Genomic DNA, 26,125 nt, shown 5'->3' with positions numbered 1-26,125 from the left:
AAAAGTTGAGATTGATTAGCTCTTTGCACACCGAATGTGCTTGTTTGAATTCCTTCTATATTGAAAGAATATCTTGACGTACTGGTTGGTTCGTTCAGTTTTCAAAGATCAAAAGTTTTCGTTTGCCGCTTCAAAACAGCGACTTAATAATCATATCATTGTGACTCGTTTAAGTCAACAACTTTTTTTAAAATGATTTTTGGCTTGCCGTTGCCGGCTTGCCGTGCTGTCTTAATGCGACAAGTAATAATATACCACGCTGAAATAATGTTGGCAACACCTTTTTGTATATTTTTTAAATTTATAGTTTCATAGATGTTTCACTTAGCTTTGAAGGGCTGATCATCTTCCTTACACAGACAAAGAGCCAGGGTCCACTCTCCCCTGGCTCTTCCTATTACTATAAGATCCATAAATGAATCGCAGTTATGGAGATCACTCCCGGTACTCCTAATAAAGCGGAAGCAATAGCTGTAAAACCATTGATAGGAATGTGTAATCCAAACTGGGCTCCAAACAAATTGATAAAAAACAACAAAATTACTGCAACAATCAAACGAGTAATTGCCTGCCCTACCCACTTAATAGGAGCGGAAGGCAAACCTACAATAAGAAGAAAAGGGATGGTCAACCCTAATAATAGAATGACAAGCACCGGATCCATAAAAAACCCCCTGTCCAATAATGACTCTCACTAAAAAAGCCTATGAGTCTGGACAAGGGTTTATGAATGAATATTTAAGAAAGTGCGTTAAGACCCCGGTGTCGTGCTTCTCTAAGAAGGTATAAGTATTTCGATTTAGTAAGGGCGAGCTCTTTCAAACCCTCTTCGCTTGGTTCAATACTTTGATCGATAATACTGTTCAGGTTTTCCCATTCCTTTTTCAATTGCCTAATGTTCATAAGAAGCTGCTGATCCATATCTTTAGCTCTACCTTTTTTCCTGCGAAATTTGGCAGCCACCTTCATTAAAGTTCTCTTCTCCCTTCAAGAGCCTTGGACAAGGTTACTTCATCCGCATATTCCAAGTCTCCCCCTACCGGAAGTCCGTGAGCAATTCTTGTCATACGTATTCCAGAGGGTTTAACCAACCGTGATATATACATAGCTGTAGCCTCTCCCTCTATATTAGGATTGGTGGCGAGAATTAATTCTTCAATCCCTTCATCTTTTAACCGATTAATGAGACTTTCTACATTAATGTCTTCAGGTCCAATGCCATCCATAGGAGAAATAGCTCCATGCAGCACATGGTATTTTCCGCCGAACTCTCTCATTTTCTCCATCGCAATGACATCTTTAGGATCCTGAACTACGCAGATAAGGGTTTGATCTCTGGATTCATCCTGGCAGATCGAACAAGGGTCCTGGTCTGTAATATGACCGCAAGTAGAGCAGTGGGTAAGCTCTCGTTTTGCATTTACTAATGACTTTGCAAAATCCAGTACGTCATCTTCTTCCATTTCTAAGACAAAAAAAGCCAGACGGACAGCCGTCTTAGGGCCGATCCCTGGCAGCTTTGTAAAACTGTCGATCAGTTTTGATATCGGTTCAGGATAATACATGAATACTCCTCCTAGAACATTCCTCCAGGCATACCTTTCGTGAATTCACCCATTGTATCGTTGGTTTTATCATCCACTTGTTTAATAACATCATTGGTTGCCGTAATAATCAAATCCTGAAGCATTTCTACATCGTCAGGATCGACTACTTCTTCGTTAATAGAAATGTCCGTGATTTCTTTTTTACCATTAGCTGTTACTTTAACCATTCCTCCGCCTGCAGAAGATTCAAACGTCATCTCATAAAGCTCTTCCTGAGCTTTCATCATTTTCTTCTGCATTTTCTGCATTTGTTTCATCATATTGTTCATGTTTCCTCCACCACGCATGGCAATTCCTCCTTAAATATAATCAAACTTAGTCTTGTATTTCTATTAAATCATCACCAACAAGCTTTCTTGCTTCTGATACAAGAGGATCCTCTTCTTGAGAAGATTCTCCTTCTGTTTCATCATCTTCTCCACTTTCTTCACCCGGTGCTGCTTTTTGCTTTTGCACAAACTCTTCCCGGACTTCCTGCCAGTTGGCTTCAGGAATAGGAATGATGGTTAAGGGCTTCCCTGTAAATTCTGTGAGAAGCGGTTCAATCGTTTTCTGGTGCTCCAAAGCTAAGGAACAGTGAATATCGTACCTGAATGCTAATACAAGTGCTTTAGGAGAGGCAGCCCTTGGTTTACTATTCAACAATGTGGCATGAGCTGGAGCGTTACTTTGTTTTAAAGCTTCCATAAAGTCCGCCCACCGGCTTTGGACATTTTTAATTTCTTCTTTAGATGCTTCATTTAAAACTTGCCGGATTCGCTCATATGGAACATTATAACTTCTTCTGCCGGATTTTGCAGGTGTGCGCTTTGGTTTTTGAGGAGCCTGTTCCTGCTGGGACTGTACTCCTTGTTGCTTAAGTGAACTTAATTCCTTCTCGAGTTCGTTCAGTTTCTTTGAGAGTTCCCTGACGCTTTCAGAATCCTGAGCAGGTGCAGAGGCAGGTGCAGTATCCGGCTTTACCTCCACCATATTAAGGAGAGCGATCTCGATGAATACCTTTGGACTTGTGGTCCATTTCATTTCTTGCTGACACTGGTTCAATTCTCGGATCGCCTGCTGTATCCAGTAAGCGGAAAGTTCTCCGGATAATTTACGAAATGTATCATCAGGTATCGCTCGTTCTAAGTTATGCGCCAAGTCTGGAGCACTTTGAAAGAGCAGTATATCCCTCAAATAGTAGATCAAATCAAAAACGAAGCGTCCAGGATCCTTTCCTTGCTGAATCAAATCGTCCACAGCTTCTAATGCATCTTTTACTTCATGGTCATGAAGAGCCTGAACGACCTCAGCCAGTCTGCCTTGAGATACCGCTCCTGTAACGGCAAGCACATCCTCAATCGTTACTTCCTCTTCACTATAAGAGACAGCCTGGTCAAGCAGACTTAAGGCATCCCTCATTCCGCCTTCCGCTGTAAGAGCTACGATCTCTAATGCTTCTTCAGCAATTGAGATCTGTTCGGAAGCTGTTATCCCTTTCATACGTTCAACCATCGCTTTTTGTGAAATCCGTTTAAAATCGAAACGCTGACAACGCGATATGATTGTTAAAGGAATTTTATGGGGTTCCGTGGTTGCTAAAATAAATATGACATGCTGAGGTGGTTCTTCCAATGTCTTTAGCAGCGCATTAAAAGCTCCCATGGAAAGCATGTGAACTTCATCAATAATATATACTTTGTAAGTTACCGCGCTGGGGGCATATTTGACCTTATCCCGAATCTCCCGAATTTGTTCCACTCCGTTGTTAGAAGCGGCATCAATTTCAATGACATCGGATATGGATCCATCCTGTATGCCTAGACATGCTGAACACTCATTGCACGGTTCCTTGGCAGGGGAACGTTCGCAGTTAACCGCTTTAGCAAAAATTTTCGCAGCACTGGTCTTTCCTGTACCACGGGGCCCTGAGAATAAATAAGCATGAGAAAACTTATCCTGCTCAATGGCATTTTGCAATGTGCGCGTAATATGAGTTTGTCCAACAACATCTTCGAAATTTTTCGGGCGCCAGACACGATACAAAGCCTGATAGCTCATATAACCGTTCTCCCTTTTTAGTCTCTTCTCCATTATACCCGATTGAAGGTTTGGATGTGAACCTTAGACATTTGAGTGTTTTAGATATTTCCTATATAAAAGGCTCAGTTAAATCTCAGTGTTGATTTTAAAGTAAAGCTCCCGTTTGATGAAGACTTGATTTCGAGATAAATCAGGTCCGTTACTTCATATAGAGAAGGGATGGCTGCGGAAACAACTCGCTTTCCTGCGACCCTGCATCGTGCAGGGCCGGAAAGCGAGTTGTTTCCTGGAGAACCTTTCTCCACACAATATCTCGAAACGGAGTCTTACACAATCCGGCCCTTTAGTTCAATAAGTCCCTATTTAAAAACAGAGCCACGTTTAACCTAGCCTATAAAAAAAAGCTGTTATGATAAAGTATCATAACAGCTTTCTGGGTCATTCTTTATGTAATGCCGTGCACCCACCTTCGATGGCGAGGCCCCAAGCGTTACTCATGGTTGTGGCTCTATCCAGGCACTCCCGCGGCACACGAGATGGTCAGCTTACTGCTGCTTCCTTCCGGACCTGACAGGGTTCACTGGTTCTCGTTGCGCAGGACCTGAATGTCAACACCACTCACATGAGGCAGGCCTTGAGACCTTGCCACCTCGGGCGGGAATTCGGCCTCGCTATAGCGGATTGCGAGTATAGGGCACCGCTACCTCCCCGCTTAGCACGACATTACTATTATATCGAGGCATAGCGAATAATGCAATCCTTTTTTAAAAATAATTATAAATTGGACTTACCCTTTTTCTGAGAACGAATTCTTCGAAAGAAATCAGTAAGCAATTGTCCGCACATATCTTCCATTAAGCCGGGAACCACTTCGGCTCGATGATTAAAGCGATCATCTTCCAGCAGGTTCATCAAAGTCCCTGCACATCCGGCCTTGGGATCTTTAGCTCCATAAACCACTCTCGGTATTCGCGACTGCAGAATTGCTCCCGAACACATCGGACAAGGTTCAAGCGTTACGTAGAGAGTGCAATCTTCCAGCCGCCAGCTGCCGATGATTCCGTTTGCCCTCTCAATTGCAATGAATTCTGCATGGGAAGAAGCTAACTGAGAACCCTCTCTTTGATTATATCCGCGAGCGATCACTTCATCATTATGAACGATCACAGCTCCAATCGGGACCTCTCCCTCAGCTTCTGCTTTTTTAGCTTCTTTTATAGCTAATTGCATATAGTGTTCATCGTTATTCATAGAGATCTCCTTCTGAAAATGTAAGTGTTATTCCCCTTTTCCTTCTCATACATTTATAAAGATGAGAAAGGAGTGATCTACATGCAGATCCACGTGGTCCAATCAGGGGAGTCTGTATTTTCGATAGCTAACCTCTATGATAGTACGCCAAATGCTATCATTGATGCAAACGAACTGGAAACCCCTGGTGATCTGGTTGTAGGGCAGGCAATCGTGGTCCCGATTGTTGGGCAGTTTTATTTTGTCCAGCCCGGCGACAGTTTATATTCCATTGCCAGCCGGTTTGGCACAACAGCTGAAGAGCTGGCACAAGTGAACAACCTTCAAGTCAATCAGACTCTCCAGCCAGGCTTCCGTTTATACATCCCGGAACAACCGCCTGTTAACACCTCGGCGAATGCTTATATTGAACCTTTTGGTGGAGAAGTGTCGGATACTTTACAGTCTTCTGCAGAAAACCGTGCACCTTTACTTTCTTATTTAGCACCATTCAGTTATGAAATTCAACCTGATGGTTCCCTAAAAGCTCCTCCTCTGGATAATTTTAAAGCCATTGCGGATAACAATGACGCTTCGTTAATGATGGTCGTGACAAATCTAGCTGAAGATGGATTCAGCGCAGAGTTAGGCCGAACGATTTTAACAAATGAAGATCTTCAAAATACTTTACTCGATAATATTATCCAAACGACCCGAGAAATCGGTTTTAGGGATGTTCATTTTGATATGGAATTTCTGCCTCCGGAATTAAAAGAGAATTACAATCAATTTCTAAGAAAAGCCAAAGAACGTCTATCCGCCGAGGGACTTCTTATGTCTACAGCCCTTGCTCCTAAAACAAGTGCCGATCAAGAAGGTCTGTGGTACGAAGCACATGATTACAAAGCACATGGGGAAATTGCGGATTTTGTTGTGCTGATGACTTATGAATGGGGCTATAGTGGAGGACCTCCTCGAGCGGTTTCACCTATCGGACCTGTTACAGAGGTCGTAGATTACGCTTTGACCGAAATGCCTGCGAATAAAATTCTGTTAGGTCAGAACCTATATGGCTATGATTGGACCCTGCCTTATGAACCAGGGGGAGAGTTTGCCAAAGCCGTAAGCCCGCAAAGAGCCATCCAGATTGCCCGGGAAAATAATGTGAATATATCTTATGATGAGGAAGAACAAGCTCCCTTTTTCACTTATACAGATGCGTCTGGGAGTGATCATGAAGTATGGTTTGAAGATGCAAGGTCCATTCAACAAAAGTTCGACCTTATTAAAAATCGAGGATTAAGAGGAATCAGCTATTGGAAACTGGGATTGTCCTTTCCTCAAAACTGGCTGCTCTTAAGTAGTCAATTTAATGTAGAAAAAAATCAATAATATTTCCGCTCCAGACAGGGATGCAGAGATATCTCAGGCTGTCTGAAAGCGGAATGTAAAAGCTTACTTTAATCGGCAGGAACAAACACAACCTCTCTATGGTTGATTTCTGTCTGATGGTAAGCTTCTTTTAATCCTTTCTTCTCGATATCCTCCTTTGAAACCATACGGTAAGGAATCTGAACTTCAAAGGAATACTCGAGAGGAAAAGGGCGTAAAGATACCTGTTTTTCATCTACCCATTGAGGCATGATACCGCCGGGTGCAAAATCGAATGACTGCCTGAATCCATTTTTAAACCAGGAAACTTCTTCGTCCTTAGAAATACCAGGTTCCTGCATACAGATATACAGAGAAAGATCATCACAAAACTGCAGCCTCTGGAAATGGAGCTGATAGATATCCTTAGGAATATCCCGCTTCATTGCTTGATACAGGTTTTTCTGTCTATCCGTTTCATCCGCTAAAAAAGAACGAATCTCTGGATCATCACTATCCTCCGAAAAAAAAGATTGATAATGCATGCTGCATAGCATCCCGGCATACAGAGATTGATCAGCAGCCTCCGCGATACCACGCTGATAAGCCTCCAGCTTCTCAGTGAGGGGATAATCTATAAACGAATAAGGTCTATTTTTTTCTTCATTCCATATTGGATCTTTATCCAGAGGAATCCACGCACGGTCATGCTGGGAAACCGCCCAGTCCGCTTCTTCTCTAAGTTTTGAACGAAGCAAAAAATCTTTCTTCCAGTTTCGTACGATCTGCCCGGAAATCTTAGCGTGTTCATGTTGTTCAATCATTAAAAAATGGTGTTCCTTCTCATTGACAATCATCGACTTCCTCCTTCATCTCTCACTTATGTACAGCTGTTCATTAGTGCTATACTTTTAACAGAGGTGATATCTATGAAATTCCCTGTAAAAAAGAATCCCATTCTTATCCTGTTAGTTTTAGCTTTAATACCTCTTGGCATGATTGGACTGTTTACAGAAGACTTCGTCGAAGGGTGGATCGGTCTTATCATCATGATCGTCGTCTCCATCCCTCTACTATGGGCACTCGTCCGTTCTTACCACGAAATCACAGAAGACTCACTGATTGTGACGTTTGGTCCTATTATTAAAACCATCCCCCTATCTGACATTCAATCCGTTTCCTACACGTACAATCCCCTCTCCAGTCCAGCCTGGACCTTTAAAAGAATCGCAATCACCCAGTCTCATTATAAAACGATTTTGATTTCAGTACCACAAGATGATGAAAAATTCAAAAAATTGTTGGAAGCTAAATGTCCCTCAGCAAAAATCGAATTACCTCTCTATAGAAAATAAGTCACGAGGAGAAGATCCTCGTGACTTATTCTTTAGGGTAAGACTTTATTTATTTTAGAAGTTTAAGTGATTCTCGATTAAATGCCGGGATGTCATCTGGATTACGACTTGTAACCAGCTGATTGCCGCAAACGACAACCTCTTTATCTTCAAAGTCTACTCCTGCATACTCCATATCGACAGCAATAGATTTGAAACCTGTAGCTTTACGGCCTTCCAGGGACTTAGCAGTAATTAAAAGCTGCGGACCATGGCAGATTGCAAAGACTGGCTTTTTCTCATCCATGAAATATTTAGCGAATTTAACGAACTTTTCATCTCCGCGTAATTGATCAGGTGAGAATCCTCCGGGAATCAATAAAGCATCAAAATCTTCCGGCTTTACATCATCGATGGAAGCGTCAATTTTAACAGTAGCATCGCCTTGCTTACCTGTTACTTCTTTACCTGCTTCCCATTCTATTGTGGTCACTTCATGACCTTCACTTTTGAATTCATCTACGGGTTTCGTGTACTCTACATCTTCAAACATAGATGTTACGACACAAGCGATTTTACTCATATTCAATCATCTCCTTGAATGACATAGTTAATTTTTAACACATAGGATATCTTCCCGTATGGATGAATGTTAAACCTGATCAACTTCAAATAAATGGATAATCAGCTTTCGAAATCTTTCATGGAAAACTGCTGAAAAGTGGTATCCCGCTGATTTTTATAAACTGTCCTGCCTGCAATGGTATTGATAATATGAACGTTACGATGCACAGACAGCCCAAGATTTGTGGCTCCCGCTCCGTGCGAATGAACGAGGTTGGTTAACGTAAAAAAGTGGTGATCGCGGTTATCGTTAAAGACCAGCTGATAATCCCTTGTAACCTTGAATACGTTTTCCCCTTCCCATTCAATGGCATTCTTATAACGATTCATAAACCATGATGGAATATGAGGCTTATATCCAAGAGCTAATACTACTTTTTCAGAATGATACGTATAATCGACATCTTCCTGCCATTGCTTACAAGACAGTTCATACCCATCTTGCACAGCTTCAATTCCCTGAACTTCCGTCATAGGCTGGATGAGAACCCGACTGTCTCTTTGACCGGCCGTCCGGTGGTACAATTTCGTATAAAGCTGGGTTAATGTCTGCGGATCTATTCCATTCCGAAGCGGTTTTAAGGTATCTAACGTCTGCTCCCGCTGCTCAAAGCTCAAGTTGTGAAAATAATCAACATAGGACGGGGTGAAAGCCTCTTGAGCAAATTTAGCTTTATCTAAAGAAAACAAACCGCCTGACCTTGTTAACAAGGTCAACTTCATATCCTGGCGTTCCTGCTCCTCTAATAAATCCAGGAACACTTCAACGGCACTTTGACCGGATCCTACCACCGTTACATGCTTTGCTTTAAGCAGGTTTTGTTTTTCGAACAAATATCGGCTGGTATGAAGAACATCTTCATTCGGTAAATCCTCCATACCGTCTAATACAAGAGGTTCGTTTCCTGTACCCAGAACGACATGTTTCGATTTCACGTATTTTCTTTCACCTGTTGCTTTCTCTTCTACAATCACTTCGTAATGCGGATGCTCGGCATCTTTCTTATCTATAACGTCAAGCACCGTATGGCCGAAGTACAAAGAATCGAGCTGATTCGCTACCCATTGCATGTAATCGTTGTATTCCTGTCTTGGGACTTCGAAGTGACGGTGGAAAAAGAATGGGAACATCCGGTCATGCTCATACAGGTAATTCATAAATGTATACGGGCTTTTGGGATCAGCAAACGTCGCCAAATCAGCGAGAAATGGAACTTGTAAATCCATTTTTTCGATTAACATACCCGGGTGCCATATAAATTCAGGAGTCCTCTCAAAAAATATCGCATCTATATCGTGTGTCTGATCTGCTAATGCGGCCAGTCCAAGATTGTAAGGACCAATGCCAATACCGATCAAATCATATATTTGTTCATCCATATAATCACTTCCTCTGTCATCACTTTACCCTATGATGATTAGTTTGATTCTTTCCAAAGCTGCTCCATAAAGATAACTAATACTGTTCCTACTAATAAACCGTTACTCATTAAGTTTTGCACAATGCCCGGAAGGCCCTGGAATACTTCGGAGGGCAGAAACATTAATCCTATCCCTAATAGAAAGGACACACATAAGATCGTTAGTCGTCTTTCATCCAGGTTTTCACTCGCCATATTACTCAGCCCAAGTCCCATTAATTGAACAAACGTTGCCAATAAAGCAGCATTTGCCACAGGGGATGGAATGCCGGAAATAAAGGTGACCAGGGGTGGAAAGAAGGCAATGACGACCATAATCATAGAAGCGTATAAGAAAGGCCGCTTCCTCTTCTGCCCTGTCAAATTAATAAAGCCTGATGAGGAAGCAAGCGGAACATTAGCAATGGATGAAAACATAGCGGAAACCCCGTGGGTAACTCCTAAAAAACTACTTCCTTGATTGATCTGATGGTATGTAAAAGCCGGCTTTCCATAAATAGAATGACTGACAGCCACAACCGATGCTACGATATTGGACAAAAGAATGACAGCTGTTATGAAAGCAAGAGGAATTACATTCCATTCAAAAACAGGCGGTCCCCACGCCAACCATTCAGGCACGGAAAAAGCCCCAAGATTTCCAGTATCCTTAGGAGAAGTTCCAATTACGGCTTCATACACGAGCCACCCGGCTCCTATACCTAACAGTACAGCATAACTTCTCAGCCAGCCTTTTCCGAAAATCGACAATCCTAATACTAATAAAAACGTAAGAAAAGCTACAGCTGCCGGTCCTAAATGGATGGACTCAACCTCCTGCTGAATTCCTAACATTCCTCTCAAAAAAGTACCGCTCAATTGAACGGTAAGTAAAAAAAGAAAAGCACCGGTTACGAGAGGTGTAAACACAAATAAAACCCGGTGAGCCAAGCGGAAAACACCGAATAATAAAAGAAAGCCCCCGGTCCATAACATAGCTGCCTGCAAGGTTTGGAGAGTTTCCATATAACTCTTTCCAGCTTCAGCTCCCGAATAGGCCATCACAGCAAAAATACTAATCCATAATCCAGCAGGTCCTTCCATAATAGGCAGCCTGTGGCCGAACATCCCCTGTAAAAAAGAGGTTACGCCAACTACAAAAAAAGTCCGCTGCATTAAACCAGCAACTTCTTCAAAATTCAAATTAAAAATTGATCCGATTACGATAGGGAGCGCCACTGCACTAGCCAGTAGAAACACAAACCACTGGGAAGTCTCAAGGGCTGTTCCCATTCGAGAATTGGGTTGTTCACTCATAGGTCACACCTGCATTTTCTTTTCAATCATTTTCCTTTAATTTCTTCTATTATCCTAACATAGCATTTCGCTGAATGTCTTAATCGATGCTCGTGTTTCACGTGAAACACGTTTCGATATGTTTTCATTAAAAAAAGGTGCGCACAGAAGTCTGTACGCACCCTGGTGACCAAGATTATTCTATTATTCTTCAAGCGTTGAAGTATCTCCAGTAGGCAGTCCAAGTTCCCAGGATTTCAGCAAACGGCGCATTATTTTACCACTGCGCGTTTTAGGGATCGTATCCTTAATTTCAATTTCTCTTGGTGCTGCGTGCGCGCTTAAGCCTTTTTTAACGAATTGACGAATGTCTTCAAGTAAATCTTCTGATTCTTCATATCCGTCCCGGAGTGTTACAAAAGCTTTAATGATTTCGCCGCGTTCAGGGTCAGGCTTTCCAATAACCCCTGCTTCCGCTACGGCTTCGTGCTCAATCAATTTACTTTCTACTTCAAATGGACCAACACGCTCTCCGGAAGTATTAATGACATCATCCAAACGTCCCTGGAACCAGAAGTATCCTTCTTCATCCTGATAAGCACTGTCTCCAGATACGTACCAGCCGTTTAAGAAATAACTTTCAAATTTACCTGGATTGTTCCAGATGGCACGCATCATAGAAGGCCATCCTTCTTTAATAGCAAGGTTACCCATTTGATTAGGAGGCAGTTCATTCCCCTCATTATCTACGATAGCCGCAACAATGCCCGGGAATGGTTTACCCATTGAACCTGGACGGATATCCATAGCTGGATAGTTACAGATTAGCATGGCTCCAGTTTCAGTCATCCACCACGTATCATGAATGCGCAGGTCAAAGGCTTTAAGACCCCAGGTAATAACTTCAGGGTTAAGTGGCTCTCCTACACTTAAAACATGTCTCAATGTAGAAAGATCATGTTTAGCTGCGACTTCTTCTCCAGCGCTTAATAGTTTACGAAAAGCTGTGGGAGCTGAATACCAGACTGAAATGTTTTGCTCGGCGATCGTCCCATACCAATCATCCGCACTGAACCTTCCACCACGGATCACGTTTGTTACACCATTTAGCCAAGGAGCGAATATGCCATAGCTTGTACCCGTTACCCAGCCAGGGTCAGCTGTGCACCAGTAAACATCATCCTTTTTCAGGTCAAGGACCCATTTACCAGTTTGATAGTGCTGGATCATGGCATTGTGCACATGATAAACGCCTTTAGGTTTTCCTGTAGAGCCAGAAGTATAGTGAAGGAGCATACCGTCCTCGAGGTCTACCCATTCAATATCAAACTCTTCAGAAGCCTGATCCATTTCCTCTTCATAGGAAATGTAGTTGCCAGGAGCATCTCCCCCTACAAGCACTATTTGCTTCAAGTTGGGCAGGTCATCTACGGGGACACGATCCAGAAGTTCTGGAGTGGTGATCAGCATGGTGGCCTCACTATCTTCCAGCCGGTCACGGACGGCCTGTTCCATAAATGCTTCAAATAATGGACCTGCAATTGCCCCAACCTTAAGTATTCCGAAGAAAGCAGCATAGAACTCGGGACTTCTGTGCATAAACAGGAATACACGGTCGCCTTTTTCTATATTATGTTTTTTTAATACATTGGCAAATTGGTTACTCTTTACTTTTAATTCTTCAAACGTCAGCTTTTCTTCACGCTCAGGTGATGTGTAGATCAAAGCTGCCTGATTTTTCTTCTGTGGATCTTCAGCATGTTTATCAATCGCTTCATAAGCGATATTTACATTTCCAGTCTGACTCCATGTGAAATTACTTTTCACATCATCCCAATTGAATTGTTCGTACGTTTCTTTGTAGTTTTCCATGTTGTGGTTGCCTGATCGAGCTGGTATTGGTTGCATGTCCATAAGATCACCTCATTAGATTGTTTTTTTGTAACCGTTTTCTCAAGATTGGGTAAGAAAACCCTGAAAATTCAAATCAGAGTTTCTAAGATGTTTTCTGAATATTTCATGATTTATTTACTATTCTAGGTTACTTCCACCTATTTTTAAAGTGTTATGCCCAAGAATTTACATAAAAAAGCCGCAAATACGACTGAAATTGACAGTTTTAAAAGGGGTTTATATAATAAAAACAGCGTTAGAACCCATAAAAATAGAGGTTTCTTAGCCACCCCCTCTATAAAAAACTAAGGAAGCTGAAGAACCAAGCCGCAGCCCTTAGGGTTGCGGCTTTTGTAATGGAATTAACTTCCACCTCAGGTCATCCAGAAAATGGATAACCTGAGGTGGCCACTATACTTTTGCTAGGAGTGTTCATAATGCCTGGACGTAATGAAGATGATTTAAACCTTTCTCTGCTTGGAAATCAAGGAACTGCTTATTCCTTTGAATATGATCCGGAGGTATTGGAAACCTTTGAGAATCAGCACCCAAACCGTGATTACTTTGTAAAATTTAATTGCCCTGAATTTACGACCCTCTGCCCCAAAACCGGTCAGCCGGACTTTGCCACCATTTACATCAGCTATATCCCAGACCGTCTGATGGTGGAAAGTAAGTCATTAAAATTATATTTATTCAGTTTCCGTAACCACGGTGACTTTCACGAGGACAGCATGAACACCATTATGAACGACCTCATTCAACTGATGGACCCACGTTACATCGAAGTATGGGGGAAATTCACACCACGAGGAGGAATTTCCATTGATCCTTACTGTAACTACGGAAAGCCTTCTACTAAATTCGAACAGATGGCCGATCATCGAATGATGAATCATGATCTGTATCCTGAAAAAATTGATAATCGCTAACGATTCAGCAGAGAGGGGAAGCCAGAATGGCCGAAAAAGATGTAATCGCAGAAACTCGTTTTCCAAATACATTAGCCTCTTTAACCACAGATTTACATGACTTAGGGGTAAAACCCGGCGAGACGCTGCTTGTACATGTATCTATGAAGTCACTGGGCTGGGTAAGCGGCGGTCCGCAGACCGTTATTCAAGCCTTAATGGATGCCCTGACAAGTGAAGGTACATTGGTTATTCAAACCCATTCTCCTACCTTGTCTGATCCCGCTGAATGGCAGAATCCGCCGGTTCCTGAACACTGGCACGAGACAATTCGCCAGACCATGCCAGCTTATGATCCGGAGAAAACTCCTTCCACTTATCTGGGTGTTGTTCCTGAATTATTCCGGAAGTTTCCCGATGTCCATCGGAGTCATCATCCCGCGTTTTCTATTTCAGCCTGGGGTAAGAATGCCCGCGAGATTACGAGCGAACATCCTTTAGATTATTCATTAAGCGATCATTCTCCACTCGGAAAAGCTTATAAATTGGATGCAAAGGTGCTATTATTAGGTACCGGTTATGATGCCAATACCAGTTTTCATCTATCAGAATACCGTGCAGGTACTCGTAACCTGAAAGAAAACGGGGCTCCTCTGCAAGTGGAGGGAGCTCCCAAATGGACCATTTATAAAGATATTGAGTTTGATGACGATTCCTTCGAAGAAATAGGAGAGCAATTTGAGCAAGAGAAAATGGTGGTCACCGGCAAAATTGGCCTGGCTCACTCCAGGCTGTTTTCCATGCCTGAAGCGGTGGACTATGCCGCAGAATGGTTAAAAAGCAAAGATCATTAAAAAAAGGGTGCCTAATCCGGCACCGTTTCTTTTTTTATTTTTTATCATTTTTATATTGCATATAAGCGACCTGTGTAACAAGGAAGTCTTCCATTCCATGTTTTCCATCAGCACCGCCAAGGCCTGACTTACGCATGCCTGCGTGATAGCCTTGCACTTCTTCAAAGTTTTCACGGTTCACATACGTTTCACCGAATTTCAATTCATTGACTACTCGCATAGCTTCATTCAAATCATCGGTGTAGACGGAAGAGGATAGTCCATATTCCGTATCATTTCCTTTATCAATGGCCTCATCGAGTGTTTGATAAGTGGTGATTGGAATAACCGGGCCAAATATTTCTTCCTGCATAATGGCCATGTCGTGGGTGACATTCGTCAAAATGGTCGGTTTATAAAAATAGCCCTGATCTTGATCGCCGCGTTCACCGCCAGTTTCAACTTTTGCCCCTTCATCTACAGCCTGTTTAACCATACTTTCCACTTCTTCCAGACGGTCCTGGCTTACAAGTGGACCTACATCAGCATCTTTATTTTCACGAGGGTTGCCGAGTGTGCAGGATTCAAATTTATTTTTAAGCTGTTCAATTAATTCTTCTGCTTTACTTTCGTGGACATATACCCGCTCAGCGTTCGTACATGCCTGACCATTATTGGCAAGTCTTGAGGTAAGAATGCTTTCTACAGCAATATCAAGATCTGCATTAGCTGTTACAATGGCAGGCGCTTTGCCACCCAGCTCCAGGTTGACCTTGGTAATATTTTGAGCTGCTGCTTCCATAACCTTCGTACCGGCTCCAACGCTTCCCGTCATGGATATCATATGAACATTTTTATGAGAAGCTAAGGTATTACCGATTTCAGAGCCTGTACCCGTGATTAAGTTGTACACACCTTTTGGAATTTCTTCCATACTATCAATAATTTTTGTGAATTCCATAGCTGTATTCGGCGTCTGCTGACTAGGCTTCAATACAATAGTACAGCCTGTCACAAGAGCCGTAGCTACTTTTCTAGCCAGAATAAACATAGGGAAGTTCCATGGTACAATTCCTGCTACAACGCCTATCGGTTTCTTATAAATAAAGATATTTTCATTCGGACGATCACTTGGGACGACATCGCCTTCAATTCTTCTCGCCCATTCTGACATATAACGGAAATAATCTATCGCTAAATCAATTTCTCCGCTTGCCAGTTCGTAATCTTTCCCTTGCTCTTCCTGTAAGAGATCGATAAACTTATCACGATTTACTTCAATTTCATCGCCAAGTTTTCGTACAATCTTTCCTCGTTCAATATTTGGGGTAAGTTCCCACTCTTTTTGGGCACCAGCAGCAGCGCTTACGGCGCTCTCTACATCATTTTTAGTGCCTTTCGGTATTTGAGAAATAACTTGTTCGGTTGCTGGATTAAGAACTTTAATCCATTCATTTCCTTCAGATTCTATATATTGACCATTAATATATAATTGGTGTGTCTGCAAGATGATAACCTCCTGATTGGTATTTACCCAGTGCATTCCACCTGTTTACAAATTATAAACAAGCAGATATGTTATCCCTGAAGGTTTAGTGAAAGAATATAAACCCTGAGGCAATAAGAAAGGAGGAAAAACGATGAAAAAACAAAACCAAATGTTTATCATTTTAGGACTTATAGGTATTGGCAACATCATCGCAGCTATTATTTTATTGTTCCAGATTCAAGACCTCATGGTATCCATGGTTTTGTTCGCTTCTGGAATTCTTCTGATTATAGGCGGCTATGCAGACCGTAAAGAACGAATAAAACGTGCGAAGCGTAAAAAATAAATTTACATGGCATTAAAAAAAGCCCTGAAATCAGGACTTTACTTCCATTCCAATACGTAACCCTTCACTGTTTTCTCACGGCCATCTATACTGTTTTGCTCCGCTTCAAAGTAAGGGTATTCTTTGTCTAAGTGGTACTGTATGGTCTCTGGTTGCAAATAAAGCTTGTACTCCAGATTATTCACTTTATGCAGGGTGATATCGGGTACAGTGGTCTGCTCACCTTGATCGTCAATCAGAAGAATATCAATGTGATCAAAACCATTGGTAATTAAACGGTCTTTTAGATTCATATGCGGGATTCCTCCATGAACTTATTCTATTTTACGGTACCCACATGCACTATCCGACAAACTTTCCATTATATGTACAAAGCGGGATATATTCCCGCCTTTTATTTTTAATACCCGTAACCACGGCCACCTACATAAGATGCACCAATGATAACTAAAAGGATGAACAATACTACTAGTAGGGCGAAACCGCCACCGTATCCTCCGCTCATTTCATTCCCTCCTCTCTTGCTTACTTTACTACCATATTCAGTTCAGGAAGGGATGACAGGGCAGGAGCGGAGTTTTTTATTTTTGGGCTCTGTTAACCCTATTTTTCCGGACAATAATCGTTTGTTTACTTAAGGAACCGCCCACCTAAAGAATCGAACACTACTCTAAATAAACGGAAGGTTTCCTTTAGAGCCCTCGAGGATTACAGAGGAAAAAATCGTCTTATTCCGAGCCAGGCAAAGTATAAAGACTGGGTAAAGAAAGCCATCCCCCATAAGGGTGCCGGTATAAATTTAGTAGCACGTGCTAAGTTGGCAGCATCACCAGCCTGCATCGGGGAGACGAAACTAATCCACATAATTTCAAAAGCGCTTGTAACTGCCTCTACAAAAACAAGCGATGCTAAAAATACGAGCACATATTCAATAAATGTCTGGTTACCGCTTCGCAACAACCAGATAAATCCTGCCCCAAACGTAATTACCCAGAAGAGCCCATAACCATTTCGCACCCAAAAGACTAAATTAACCGCTAAAAAAGCAAGAAGGATATAAATCATCCACTTATACTGCCCTTTGGATATTAAATAAAAAAAGATGAATGCAAAAAAAGAGGCAAAAACATAACCTGAAATACTGGTTAAGAAATGACTGATCCATGAAGAATGCCCCGTTAATGTAGTTCCAGAAGTGTTGGGCAGCAAAGAAATTCTGCGCACCTCACCTCCCGTAATGAGGGCCGTTAACGAATGACCACTTTCATGGATCATCGTGTTCAGAATCGCAAAGTACTTTCCAACGATAGGCATTTGAGTTAGTAACAAAGCCACGATGAGTCCAAGAATAATTTGTGTTTTCATTGGTGATATCCTTTCTTTTCGTAATATCTTTTCTTTGTACTTAACTTTTCTCGAGCGATATAATGTTCTATAGCGGAAATCACGATAAGGAGGCAGAAAAGATGCAAATAAAGCTGTTACGTTTACTTGCCTTCCTCATTATAATTGTACCATTAGCCGGGTGCTCTGCTTCTTCGGAAGAGAAAAAGAGCTTGACTATTTCAGCAGCTTCCAGCTTAACAGATGTCATGAAAGAATTAACCGATACATATGAAACTAATCATAACGTTAGCATTAAATTGAATTTAGCCAGTTCTGGCAAGCTGGCCCGTCAAATCGAACAAGGAGCACCTGTAGACTTGTACTTGTCTGCTAATCAAAAGTGGATGGACCAGCTTGAAGCTGGTAAGAAAATTGAATCGGAAACTCGCCGAAACTTTACTTCTAACCATCTGGTTATAATCGGAGCGCAAAGCAATAACGAATTAACATCCTTGCAAACTTTGGCGAATCTACCACCTGAATCACAAATAGCAGTGGGAGAACCCGAAAGTGTTCCTGCTGGTTCTTATACGAAACAGGCCCTCCGAAAGATTCACCTTTGGGAGTTAATCGAAAAGCAGCTGGTTTTCGCCAGTGATGTACGCCAAGTCTTAACTTATGTAGAATCCGGGAATGTATCTTATGGAATTGTATACATGAGTGATGCTAAAATATCAGATCAGGTTAAAGTGCTGACAGAAATCGATCCTGAATTACATAAACCGATCGTGTACCCGGGGGCTGTTTTATCTGACAGTACGTACAAGCAAGAAGCCACTGATTTTTTAAACTTTCTCAGTACGAAAGAAGCAAAAGAGATTATGAAAAAATACGGATTTCAATCGTAAGCAGGAAGTGAATGTTGACTATGAGCTATTCTCCTCTATTCTTATCTTTAAAAATCGCAGCCATTGCTACCCTGCTTGTTTTTGTAGCCGGGGTAATACTTGCCCGAGTCATTTCCAGAAATTTATTTCCCGGGAAAAGTATTCTAGAATCTGTGTTTCTACTACCCCTTGTTTTACCACCCACTGTAGTAGGTTTCGGTCTGCTTTATCTATTTGGGAAAAACGGAATACTGGGTAAATGGCTAATGGACTGGTTTGGTGTGCAAGTTGTGTTCTCCTGGATAGGTGCTGTAATTGCTGCAGTAGTCGTTTCATTTCCACTTATGTACCAGAGTGCGTCGGCTGCATTTCAAAATTATGATTCAAACGTAGAGAATGCGGCTTTAACGATGGGGGCTTCCAGACTGAAGGTTTTCTTTACGATTTCCTTTCCTTTGGCATGGCCGGGATTGCTGGCCGGAACGGTTCTTTCCTTTGCCCGGGCACTTGGAGAATTCGGGGCCACCTTAATGATTGCAGGATATATTCCAGGTCAGACGGATACCATTCCGTTAGCCATCTATTTCGCGGTTGAAGCTGGACGTATGGAGCAGGCAAAAATGTGGGTTCTTATTATTGTAGCCCTGGGTTTTAGTTCCACCTTATGGTTGAATTGGTGGACCAGGCGTAACGTACTTTTGTTCAATCGTAAATCTTAGCAGGAGGCCTAATCTATGCTAAACCTTGATTTTCAAAAACGTCTCAATCACTTTCTCCTTGATATAACGGCTTCTTTTCAAAACGAAATTATCATTTTATTTGGCCCCTCAGGCTCTGGAAAAACGACTACTCTTAACTGTATAGCTGGTCTGAGTCACCCGGACGAAGGCCAGATTGAGCTGAACGGAGAGAAGCTCTTCGACGGAAAATCCAAAGTTCCGGTTCAAAAACGGCGTATTGGCTACTTGTTTCAGAATTATGCACTGTTTCCTCATATGACTGTCCAAAAAAACATCCAATATGGTTCTAATGATGATGAATTAGTCCGGCAATTAACTGAAGTAGTTGGTATTCAACATTTGATGACAAGCTACCCTCATCAAATATCAGGAGGAGAAAAGCAGCGAGTTGCCTTAGTCCGTGCTCTTGCCACTAAGCCCAGGGCTTTGCTGCTGGATGAGCCATTTTCTTCCCTGGATCGACAAACGAGGGAGCAGTGTCACCAGGAACTACTCCGACTTCATAGCAGGTGGCAAATCCCTATCATCCTCGTAACCCACGATGAAGAGGAAGCCAGGAAACTTGGCGACCGGATCCTTCCCATGGATCAGGGTAAGCTAGGATCTCCAGACGAATTTTGGTAAGGATTCACTTTTTATTATTTTTAAATAATATGTTATGATGAAATTATAAGACATATACTTGTTTGAATACCTGTAGATTAAAGTAATGTCTCTCTCGGGCGTTGGAATTCTGTTCCAACGTCTTTATTTTTGTATAACTTTTCCAAAGTTTGTTTATAATGACTTTGAGGATGGCCATTTGTTAACCTTAAGAGCAAATGGCTTACTCCTCCTCCAACTTTTCCGCAGGTAAAGCTGCGGTTTTTTTGTACAAAAAAAGACCCGGCATCCATGAAAGGATGCCGGGTCTTTTCAGTTACGATACTAATGCCCCCGGCAGGATTCGAACCTGCGGCACACGGTTTAGGAAACCGATGCTCTATCCCCTGAGCTACGGGGGCAAAAAGCGTACATGTAATATTATACAAAACATAGGCTTGAATGAAAAGTGAATTCTTCTCAAATTCCTTCCTTCCTGTTACTTCAACTCTACGGATATGATAAAATATAGTTTGTCTGTCTGAACGCTCAGGATAGTTATCATTATAAGCCGTTCCCCCAGGTCGCTTTTCTCTATAGTTTGAAAAGATTCGATAGGGTGTTCGTGCTTTTCTTAATTGAGTTTGAAGGAGGAGAAGAGATGGGACATATACCTTTCATTGCGGTTGAAGGGCCCATTGGTGTTGGGAAAACGTCTCTGTCTAAAAAGCTCGCCTCCCAGTTTGATTTTCATTTGCTCAAGGAAATCGTTGAGGAGAATCCGTTTTTAGGCAAATTTTACGACAATATTGAAGAATGGAGCTTTCAAACCGAGATGTTCTTCTTATGCAATCGGTTTAAACAGCTCGAGGATATCGAACGGAAGTATTTGCAGTTAGAGAAACCCGTTATCGCCGATTATCATATTTCTAAAAATATGATTTTTGCACGACGTACTCTAAGAGAAGATCAATTCCAAAAGTACTCTCAGATTTTTGACATATTAACGCATGACATGCCGCGTCCAAATATCATTGTTTATCTGCATGCTGGTCTCGATACCCTGTTAGATCGTATTCGTATGCGGAACAGAGATGTTGAAGCCAATATTCAACCCTCTTATTTAGAGCAGTTATCCAGAGACTATGAGGACTTCATGAACCACTTTGAAGCGGCTCATCCTGATATCCCTGTCATTCGATTGAATGGCGATGATATTGATTTCGTAAAGCATCAGGATGATTTAAATTATATTGTTGAACTCGTAGAGCAGCACTTAAATAAAGGAGAAGTTATTAAATGAACGCACGTGAACGCTATGGAATACCACATGACAGCGTCATTACAATTGCAGGCACAGTCGGGGTAGGTAAATCTACCATGACCAATGCATTAGCTGATGCCCTTAATTTTCGTACTTCTTTTGAAAAAGTAGAAACCAATCCTTATCTTGATAAGTTTTATCATGATTTTGAACGTTGGAGCTTCCATTTACAAATTTACTTTTTAGCTGAACGTTTTAAAGAGCAGAAAAAAATCTTTGAATATGGCGGTGGATTCATTCAGGATCGTTCGATTTATGAAGATACAGGGATTTTTGCCCGTATGCATTATGAAAAAGGAACGATGTCTGAAATAGATTACCAAACGTACAAGAATTTATTCGATGCCATGGTCATGACTCCCTATTTCCCACATCCGGATTTATTAATTTATCTTGAAGGATCGTTTGATGACGTTGTCGATCGAATTAAAGAGCGAGGCCGTCCAATGGAACAGGAAACACCTGTGGAATATTGGGAGGAAATGTTCAAACGTTATGAGAATTGGATTGAGAATTTCAATTCCTGCCCAGTCCTTCGGCTGAATATAGCAGATTATGACGTATTAAATGATGAGAATAGTATCGAACCTGTTATGGAAAAAATCGGGCACTTTATCCAGCAATCCCGCAAATGGCGTTCCAGCCACTTACTCACGTAAATGAAAGCCTGAAGAGATTAGAATCTCTTCAGGCTTTTTATGTGTGCCTATTTAACGTGTAAATTAGGTAATATATGGGAAAACACATCGATATAGAAAGGAGAATACATTCCATGAAAGATCGATTCATTCCCGTTACATCCGTGGCCAGTGGAACAGAGCAGCCTGTAGCTGCAGATATCCACTGCCTGCCCATCCAAGTCGTAAATGTATGTTTTGTTGGAGATCTTAATCATCCTAGAGATTGGGTACTGATTGATGCTGGTATGCCAAAATCCGCCGATGAGATTATCTCTGCAGCTGAAGATTTATATGGAGAACAGGCTGCACCTAAAGCCATTATTCTAACACATGGACACTTTGACCATGTAGGAGCTGTAGAAAAGCTGGTGGATTATTGGAAAGTTCCTGTATATGCACATGAATTAGAAATGCCTTATCTCACCGGCAAGAAAGACTATCCAGAACCAGATACAAGTGTAGACGGAGGGATGGTTGCAAAAATGTCCCGGATATTCCCAAACGAAGGGATTGATTTAGGAGAACACGTCCATCCACTTCCTGCTGATGGTACTATTCCTTATATGGAGGAGTGGAGTTGGGTCCATACTCCAGGTCATACAGAAGGTCATGTCTCGCTTTTTCGTAGAAAGGATCGCTCCCTCATTGTAGGAGATGCTTTTGTTACGGTGAAACAGGAGTATTTGTTTAAGGTACTCACGCAGCAACAGGAACTAAGCGGCCCGCCGCGTTATTTAACTACAGATTGGAAAGCTGCCTGGAATTCTGTAGCTAAGCTTGAATCCTTACACCCTAAAGTAGCTGTAACAGGACACGGTCTGCCAATGGCAGGAGCGCAGCTCCATGAAGAACTGGCTATATTAAATCAAGAATTTGATAAGATAGCGATACCTGAGAAAGGAAAATTTGTAGATCAGGAGAAGAATTAATCTGCCGGTTCGTTAAACTCTACGGCAGATTTTTTGTTTATAGGGGGTTACCCTTTGAGAAGGATGTTAGCTGGTAGGTTTAAAATTAAACAATTTAAAAAAGCAGCCTTCGAAAAGACTGCTTTTGTTCTATAAATCTCCAATATTATGCGCTATTGTTGATAATAAAATGGCGGAGGAGGAGGGATTCGAACCCCCGCGGGGCGTTAACCCCCTGGCGGTTTTCAAGACCGCTCCCTTCAGCCAAACTTGGGTACTCCTCCGTGTGACCGACAATGAATATAATATCACGGCTGAGGAAGCCCGTCAATATATATTAAAAACTTTTTTCAGTTCTGTAGAAAAGAGAGGAAATATGTCGTATCAATTCTTATCTCATTATAAGAATCATGACGTATATAGTCAATTTCCTTAATTCTAAAGCCTATTAAATCTCCACATTACTCTTCCAGTAAAGCTCCCTTTTCTGTAAGACTCAGTTTCGAGATAAATTGGGTCCGTTACTCTATATGGAAGCAGGCAGGTGGGGAAATAACTCGCTTTCCTATGGGGGAACGGTGAGCTTCCTCGCTCGTTTCACTCCCTGCGGGATCTCACCTAGTCCCTACTCCCATGGGAGTCTCGTCATTTCCCCACCAGCCCAACTCTAAATTTGCGAACGGACCCTTCCAGAAGAGAAAAGTTCTCCTCCTTAATCTGCAATAAATACTTTTATGACAGGCTATTGCGGGTAGTTACATCCTGAAAATAGGTATAAAACCACGCGGTCTATTTCGTCAGCACGCAGGTGCTGTTTTAAGTGGTTTCGAGCTCTTAGTGACCGCAAAGGGGCGGAAGGGAACGGCGAAGACTCCTGCGGGATGAACATGACAGGTGAGGCCCCGGAAGGCGCCAGCCTGAGGAGACTCAGCGCATGCCCGCGGAAAGCGAGCCGTTCCCTGGAGCCCCTTTCTCCACACAATATCTCGAAGTCGAGTCTTACAATAACCGGCTTATTACTTAATAACGGTAATGTTAAGAATAGGATCAAAAAAACCGCACCGTCTATTTTGCTCGGTGCGGCTTTTATAGGCTTTATATTATCGAATGAACTCTTTACCACCCATATATGGACGAAGTACTTCAGGGATCTCTACAGTGCCATCCTCCTGCTGATAATTCTCAAGAATCGCTGCTACTGTACGTCCCAGGGCAAGCCCGGAGCCATTTAAGGTATGAACAAATTCTGGCTTTCCTTTCTCTTCACGACGGAAACGAATACCGGCGCGGCGAGCCTGAAAGTCTTCGAAGTTAGAACAAGAACTGATTTCACGATACGTCCCGTAGCTTGGAATCCACACTTCAATATCGTATTTCTTAGCAGCCGTGAACCCAAGATCACCTGTACACATACTCATCACACGGTATGGCAGTTTAAGGAGCTGCAGAACCTTCTCAGCGTGACCCGTGAGTTCTTCCAGCACCTGATAAGACTCCTCAGGTTTAGCGAGCTGAACCAGTTCCACTTTATTGAATTGGTGCTGTCGGATCAGACCTCTTGTATCACGGCCTGCAGACCCTGCTTCTGAACGGAAATTGGTACTGAAAGCTACAAACTTCTGTGGCAGGTTCTCACTGGATAGGATCTCTTCACGATGGTAGTTCGTGACCGGAACTTCTGCTGTTGGGACTAAGAAATAGTCCCAGTCTTCAATTTTAAATGCATCCTCTTCAAATTTCGGAAGCTGACCGGTTCCTGTCATAGAGGTGCGATTCACAAGTTGAGGAGGAAGCATTTCCTGATAGCCATGTTCATCCGCATGTAAATCCATCATGAAATTTAATAGTGCTCGCTCCAGACGGGCCCCGAGTCCTTTATAGAAAACAAACCGGCTGCCCGTAACTTTCGCGGCACGTTCGAAATCCAGAATATCGAGATCCGTTGCTACATCCCAGTGAGCTTTGGCTTCAAAATTAAAGTCCGGCAGTTCTCCCCACTGTTTAGCTTCCACATTATCTTCTTCATCTTCTCCAACAGGAACACTTTCATGGGGAATGTTAGGAATAGAAAGGAGCAGGGTTTCTAATCGTTCTTCTACCTCTTTTAGTTCAGCATCCAGATTCTTGACGCGATCTCCTACTTCACGCATTTCTTTAATCTTGTCATCCGCGTCCTGCTTTTCCTTTTTCAGTTGAGATATTTCTTTAGAGACTTCATTACGGCGAGCTTTTAACTCTTCCGTCTCTTGAATCAGCTCCCGGCGTCTTTCATCCAAGTCCCCAAAGGCATCCAGTTCGGATAAGTCCTCACCGCGTTTATTTAACTTCTGCTTCACTTCTTCAAAATTCTGGCGTAAGTACTTCATGTCCAGCATGTGGATCCTCCTCATTTAAATTATTTAATATAAAAAGCTCCCGTCCCTTGTAAATAAGGGACGAGAGCTTGATTATGCTTCCCGCGATACCACCCAGGTTGAAGATTGAAGATCAATCTTCCGGCTTAACTCATAACGGTGAGCACCGGTTCGACTTACTACTATTCAGTCGAACACTCAAGGATGGATTCACACATCTTTTTCATCAGTTCTCACCAGCCACTGACTCTCTTAAAGAAAAAGGATGACGCTACTAATTCCTATCATCGCGTTAATTATTAGTTATTGTGTCTAATAACATTAGCGGATATTCAATCATAATGCAAGTGATTTTTTAGACTCTTCCACCATTTTAACAAAATGAGCGGTCATTCGATGGTCTTCGGTCAATTCGGGATGGAAGGAACAAGCCAGATAACCATCCTGCTGAGCAGCTACAATATGTCCATTATACGTAGCTAATACTTTACCGGATTCACCTACTCTTTCAATATAAGGAGCACGTATAAATACGGCATTGTATCCTTCAGCCACACCTTCGATATCGAGATCCACCTCAAAACTTTCGCGCTGCCTTCCGAAGGCATTACGGCGCACATGGATGTCCATCAGACCTAAATGTACGTCATACGATCCATCAATTTCTGAAGCAAGCAGAATTAATCCTGCACACGTACCGAAAATCGGTTTTCCCTGTTTTCCGAAATCATGAAGTGGCTCTAGAAAATTATACTTGTCAATGAGACGTCTCATTGTGGTGCTTTCACCACCGGGGATAATGAGACCATCAATATTTTCAAGCTGTTCAACTTTTTTCACTACGACACTTTCTGCACCTGAAGCTTCGATGGAACGTACATGCTCACGGAAAGCTCCTTGAAGTCCTAATACACCGATTGTAGTCATGATGCATGTCTCCTTTAATCTATCCTAAATCATTCAACGAT

The 26,125-nt window shown here is 42.2% G+C and carries 28 protein-coding genes, 2 tRNA genes, 1 other RNA gene and 1 other annotated feature; of the genes, 11 read left to right on the top strand and 20 right to left on the bottom strand.

Features of this window, described 5'->3' with window-relative positions; genetic code table 11:
- Positions 1-400: 400 nt before the first annotated feature.
- The 7 genes from LCM11_RS14220 to tadA all read right to left on the bottom strand — a co-directional run bounded on the left by LCM11_RS14220 (position 401) and on the right by tadA (position 4,880).
- Positions 401-664: a pro-sigmaK processing inhibitor BofA family protein gene (locus LCM11_RS14220; RefSeq protein ID WP_224894937.1), complete on the bottom strand. Its 264-nt coding sequence runs from the start codon at positions 662-664 to the stop codon at positions 401-403.
- A gap of 74 nt (positions 665-738) precedes the next feature.
- Positions 739-969 (bottom strand): YaaL family protein, encoded by a 231-nt coding sequence (locus LCM11_RS14215; RefSeq protein ID WP_224894936.1) that lies wholly within the window; start codon positions 967-969, stop codon positions 739-741.
- On the bottom strand, positions 969-1,565 hold the full coding sequence (recR, locus tag LCM11_RS14210) for a recombination mediator RecR (protein ID WP_014641334.1): 597 nt from the start codon (positions 1,563-1,565) through the stop codon (positions 969-971). Before recR ends, LCM11_RS14215 begins: the two co-directional genes overlap by 1 nt.
- An 11-nt stretch (positions 1,566-1,576) precedes the next feature.
- Complete coding sequence (locus LCM11_RS14205; RefSeq protein ID WP_014641333.1) at positions 1,577-1,894, bottom strand: YbaB/EbfC family nucleoid-associated protein; 318 nt, start codon at positions 1,892-1,894, stop codon at positions 1,577-1,579.
- Positions 1,895-1,922: 28 nt separating this feature from the next.
- A complete protein-coding gene (gene dnaX / locus LCM11_RS14200; RefSeq protein WP_224894935.1) occupies positions 1,923-3,647 on the bottom strand; it encodes a DNA polymerase III subunit gamma/tau in 1,725 nt (574 codons plus the stop codon).
- A 437-nt stretch (positions 3,648-4,084) separates the two neighbouring features.
- Positions 4,085-4,350: signal recognition particle sRNA large type (gene ffs, locus LCM11_RS14195), an RNA gene on the bottom strand.
- 53 nt (positions 4,351-4,403) lie between these two features.
- Positions 4,404-4,880 (bottom strand): tRNA adenosine(34) deaminase TadA, encoded by a 477-nt coding sequence (gene tadA / locus LCM11_RS14190; protein WP_224894934.1) that lies wholly within the window; start codon positions 4,878-4,880, stop codon positions 4,404-4,406.
- Positions 4,881-4,961: 81 nt separating this feature from the next.
- Here tadA and LCM11_RS14185 point away from each other — a divergent pair, with 81 nt between their 5' ends.
- Complete coding sequence (locus LCM11_RS14185; RefSeq protein WP_224894933.1) at positions 4,962-6,251, top strand: LysM peptidoglycan-binding domain-containing protein; 1,290 nt, start codon at positions 4,962-4,964, stop codon at positions 6,249-6,251.
- 68 nt (positions 6,252-6,319) lie between these two features.
- Here LCM11_RS14185 and LCM11_RS14180 read toward each other — a convergent pair whose 3' ends face one another.
- A complete protein-coding gene (locus tag LCM11_RS14180) occupies positions 6,320-7,087 on the bottom strand; it encodes a DUF3891 family protein (RefSeq protein WP_224894932.1) in 768 nt (255 codons plus the stop codon).
- A gap of 72 nt (positions 7,088-7,159) precedes the next feature.
- On the opposite strand from LCM11_RS14180, the gene LCM11_RS14175 reads away from it, so the two are divergent.
- Complete coding sequence (locus LCM11_RS14175) at positions 7,160-7,585, top strand: PH domain-containing protein (RefSeq protein WP_224894931.1); 426 nt, start codon at positions 7,160-7,162, stop codon at positions 7,583-7,585.
- A 49-nt stretch (positions 7,586-7,634) separates the two neighbouring features.
- Here LCM11_RS14175 and LCM11_RS14170 read toward each other — a convergent pair whose 3' ends face one another.
- From LCM11_RS14170 to acsA, 4 genes are all read right to left on the bottom strand, one after another.
- Positions 7,635-8,147, bottom strand: a complete 513-nt coding sequence (locus LCM11_RS14170; RefSeq protein WP_224894930.1) for a type 1 glutamine amidotransferase domain-containing protein — start codon at positions 8,145-8,147, stop codon at positions 7,635-7,637.
- A 101-nt stretch (positions 8,148-8,248) separates the two neighbouring features.
- A complete protein-coding gene (locus LCM11_RS14165) occupies positions 8,249-9,568 on the bottom strand; it encodes a lysine N(6)-hydroxylase/L-ornithine N(5)-oxygenase family protein (RefSeq protein ID WP_224894929.1) in 1,320 nt (439 codons plus the stop codon).
- Between the two features lie 38 nt (positions 9,569-9,606).
- A complete protein-coding gene (locus tag LCM11_RS14160; protein ID WP_224894928.1) occupies positions 9,607-10,905 on the bottom strand; it encodes a purine/pyrimidine permease in 1,299 nt (432 codons plus the stop codon).
- A 183-nt stretch (positions 10,906-11,088) separates the two neighbouring features.
- Entirely contained in the window at positions 11,089-12,798 is a 1,710-nt protein-coding gene (gene acsA, locus LCM11_RS14155; protein WP_224894927.1) for an acetate--CoA ligase, read from the bottom strand.
- Between the two features lie 416 nt (positions 12,799-13,214).
- Here acsA and queF point away from each other — a divergent pair, with 416 nt between their 5' ends.
- Together queF and LCM11_RS14145 are read left to right on the top strand one after the other, a co-directional pair.
- A complete protein-coding gene (gene queF, locus LCM11_RS14150; RefSeq protein ID WP_224894926.1) occupies positions 13,215-13,709 on the top strand; it encodes a preQ(1) synthase in 495 nt (164 codons plus the stop codon).
- A 26-nt stretch (positions 13,710-13,735) separates the two neighbouring features.
- Positions 13,736-14,542, top strand: coding sequence for an aminoglycoside N(3)-acetyltransferase (locus tag LCM11_RS14145; protein WP_224894925.1), 807 nt, complete (start codon positions 13,736-13,738; stop codon positions 14,540-14,542).
- A 34-nt stretch (positions 14,543-14,576) separates the two neighbouring features.
- On the opposite strand, the gene aldA is transcribed toward LCM11_RS14145, so the two are convergent.
- The gene (aldA, locus tag LCM11_RS14140; protein ID WP_224894924.1) at positions 14,577-16,028 is read right to left on the bottom strand and encodes an aldehyde dehydrogenase; all 1,452 of its coding nucleotides are present in this window, start codon (positions 16,026-16,028) and stop codon (positions 14,577-14,579) included.
- 133 nt (positions 16,029-16,161) lie between these two features.
- Here aldA and LCM11_RS14135 point away from each other — a divergent pair, with 133 nt between their 5' ends.
- Positions 16,162-16,356 carry a hypothetical protein gene (locus LCM11_RS14135; RefSeq protein ID WP_224894923.1) on the top strand — a complete coding sequence of 65 codons (195 nt, stop codon included), beginning with the start codon at positions 16,162-16,164 and terminating at the stop codon, positions 16,354-16,356.
- Positions 16,357-16,394: 38 nt separating this feature from the next.
- Here LCM11_RS14135 and LCM11_RS14130 read toward each other — a convergent pair whose 3' ends face one another.
- The 3 genes from LCM11_RS14130 to LCM11_RS14120 all read right to left on the bottom strand — a co-directional run bounded on the left by LCM11_RS14130 (position 16,395) and on the right by LCM11_RS14120 (position 17,721).
- On the bottom strand, positions 16,395-16,649 hold the full coding sequence (locus tag LCM11_RS14130) for a hypothetical protein (RefSeq protein WP_224894922.1): 255 nt from the start codon (positions 16,647-16,649) through the stop codon (positions 16,395-16,397).
- A 107-nt stretch (positions 16,650-16,756) separates the two neighbouring features.
- Complete coding sequence (locus LCM11_RS14125) at positions 16,757-16,861, bottom strand: YjcZ family sporulation protein (RefSeq protein WP_087946016.1); 105 nt, start codon at positions 16,859-16,861, stop codon at positions 16,757-16,759.
- Between the two features lie 203 nt (positions 16,862-17,064).
- On the bottom strand, positions 17,065-17,721 hold the full coding sequence (locus LCM11_RS14120) for a M50 family metallopeptidase (protein WP_224894921.1): 657 nt from the start codon (positions 17,719-17,721) through the stop codon (positions 17,065-17,067).
- A 101-nt stretch (positions 17,722-17,822) separates the two neighbouring features.
- Here LCM11_RS14120 and modA point away from each other — a divergent pair, with 101 nt between their 5' ends.
- Genes modA through LCM11_RS14105 form a run of 3 tightly spaced genes read left to right on the top strand, consistent with a single transcriptional unit; the run spans position 17,823 to position 19,933 of the window.
- Complete coding sequence (gene modA / locus LCM11_RS14115; protein WP_224894920.1) at positions 17,823-18,590, top strand: molybdate ABC transporter substrate-binding protein; 768 nt, start codon at positions 17,823-17,825, stop codon at positions 18,588-18,590.
- 20 nt (positions 18,591-18,610) lie between these two features.
- Positions 18,611-19,288 (top strand): molybdate ABC transporter permease subunit, encoded by a 678-nt coding sequence (gene modB, locus LCM11_RS14110; RefSeq protein ID WP_224894943.1) that lies wholly within the window; start codon positions 18,611-18,613, stop codon positions 19,286-19,288.
- A gap of 15 nt (positions 19,289-19,303) precedes the next feature.
- On the top strand, positions 19,304-19,933 hold the full coding sequence (locus tag LCM11_RS14105; RefSeq protein ID WP_224894919.1) for a sulfate/molybdate ABC transporter ATP-binding protein: 630 nt from the start codon (positions 19,304-19,306) through the stop codon (positions 19,931-19,933).
- A 307-nt stretch (positions 19,934-20,240) separates the two neighbouring features.
- On the opposite strand, the gene LCM11_RS14100 is transcribed toward LCM11_RS14105, so the two are convergent.
- A tRNA-Arg gene (locus tag LCM11_RS14100) sits at positions 20,241-20,313 on the bottom strand.
- Between the two features lie 239 nt (positions 20,314-20,552).
- On the opposite strand from LCM11_RS14100, the gene LCM11_RS14095 reads away from it, so the two are divergent.
- From LCM11_RS14095 to LCM11_RS14085, 3 genes are all read left to right on the top strand, one after another.
- Positions 20,553-21,194 (top strand): deoxynucleoside kinase, encoded by a 642-nt coding sequence (locus tag LCM11_RS14095; RefSeq protein WP_014641314.1) that lies wholly within the window; start codon positions 20,553-20,555, stop codon positions 21,192-21,194.
- Complete coding sequence (locus tag LCM11_RS14090) at positions 21,191-21,874, top strand: deoxynucleoside kinase (RefSeq protein ID WP_089754189.1); 684 nt, start codon at positions 21,191-21,193, stop codon at positions 21,872-21,874. Before LCM11_RS14095 ends, LCM11_RS14090 begins: the two co-directional genes overlap by 4 nt.
- Before the next feature lie 113 nt (positions 21,875-21,987).
- Positions 21,988-22,824 carry an MBL fold metallo-hydrolase gene (locus LCM11_RS14085; RefSeq protein WP_224894918.1) on the top strand — a complete coding sequence of 279 codons (837 nt, stop codon included), beginning with the start codon at positions 21,988-21,990 and terminating at the stop codon, positions 22,822-22,824.
- A gap of 170 nt (positions 22,825-22,994) precedes the next feature.
- Here the strand turns inward: LCM11_RS14085 and LCM11_RS14080 are convergent.
- From LCM11_RS14080 to pdxT, 3 genes are all read right to left on the bottom strand, one after another.
- Positions 22,995-23,087, bottom strand: a tRNA-Ser gene (locus LCM11_RS14080).
- Between the two features lie 816 nt (positions 23,088-23,903).
- Entirely contained in the window at positions 23,904-25,178 is a 1,275-nt protein-coding gene (gene serS / locus LCM11_RS14075; protein WP_224894917.1) for a serine--tRNA ligase, read from the bottom strand.
- A gap of 53 nt (positions 25,179-25,231) precedes the next feature.
- Positions 25,232-25,454, bottom strand: a binding site (T-box leader).
- A gap of 39 nt (positions 25,455-25,493) precedes the next feature.
- Positions 25,494-26,084 (bottom strand): pyridoxal 5'-phosphate synthase glutaminase subunit PdxT, encoded by a 591-nt coding sequence (pdxT, locus tag LCM11_RS14070; protein ID WP_224894916.1) that lies wholly within the window; start codon positions 26,082-26,084, stop codon positions 25,494-25,496.
- Between the last annotated feature and the right edge of the window lie 41 nt (positions 26,085-26,125).

Source organism: Halobacillus halophilus (assembly GCF_020171985.1).
GTDB classification, from domain to species: Bacteria; Bacillota; Bacilli; order Bacillales; family Halobacillaceae; genus Halobacillus; species Halobacillus halophilus_A.
The sequence above is the reverse complement of the archived record's forward strand: the minus strand, read 5'-3'. Positions and strand labels throughout refer to the sequence as shown.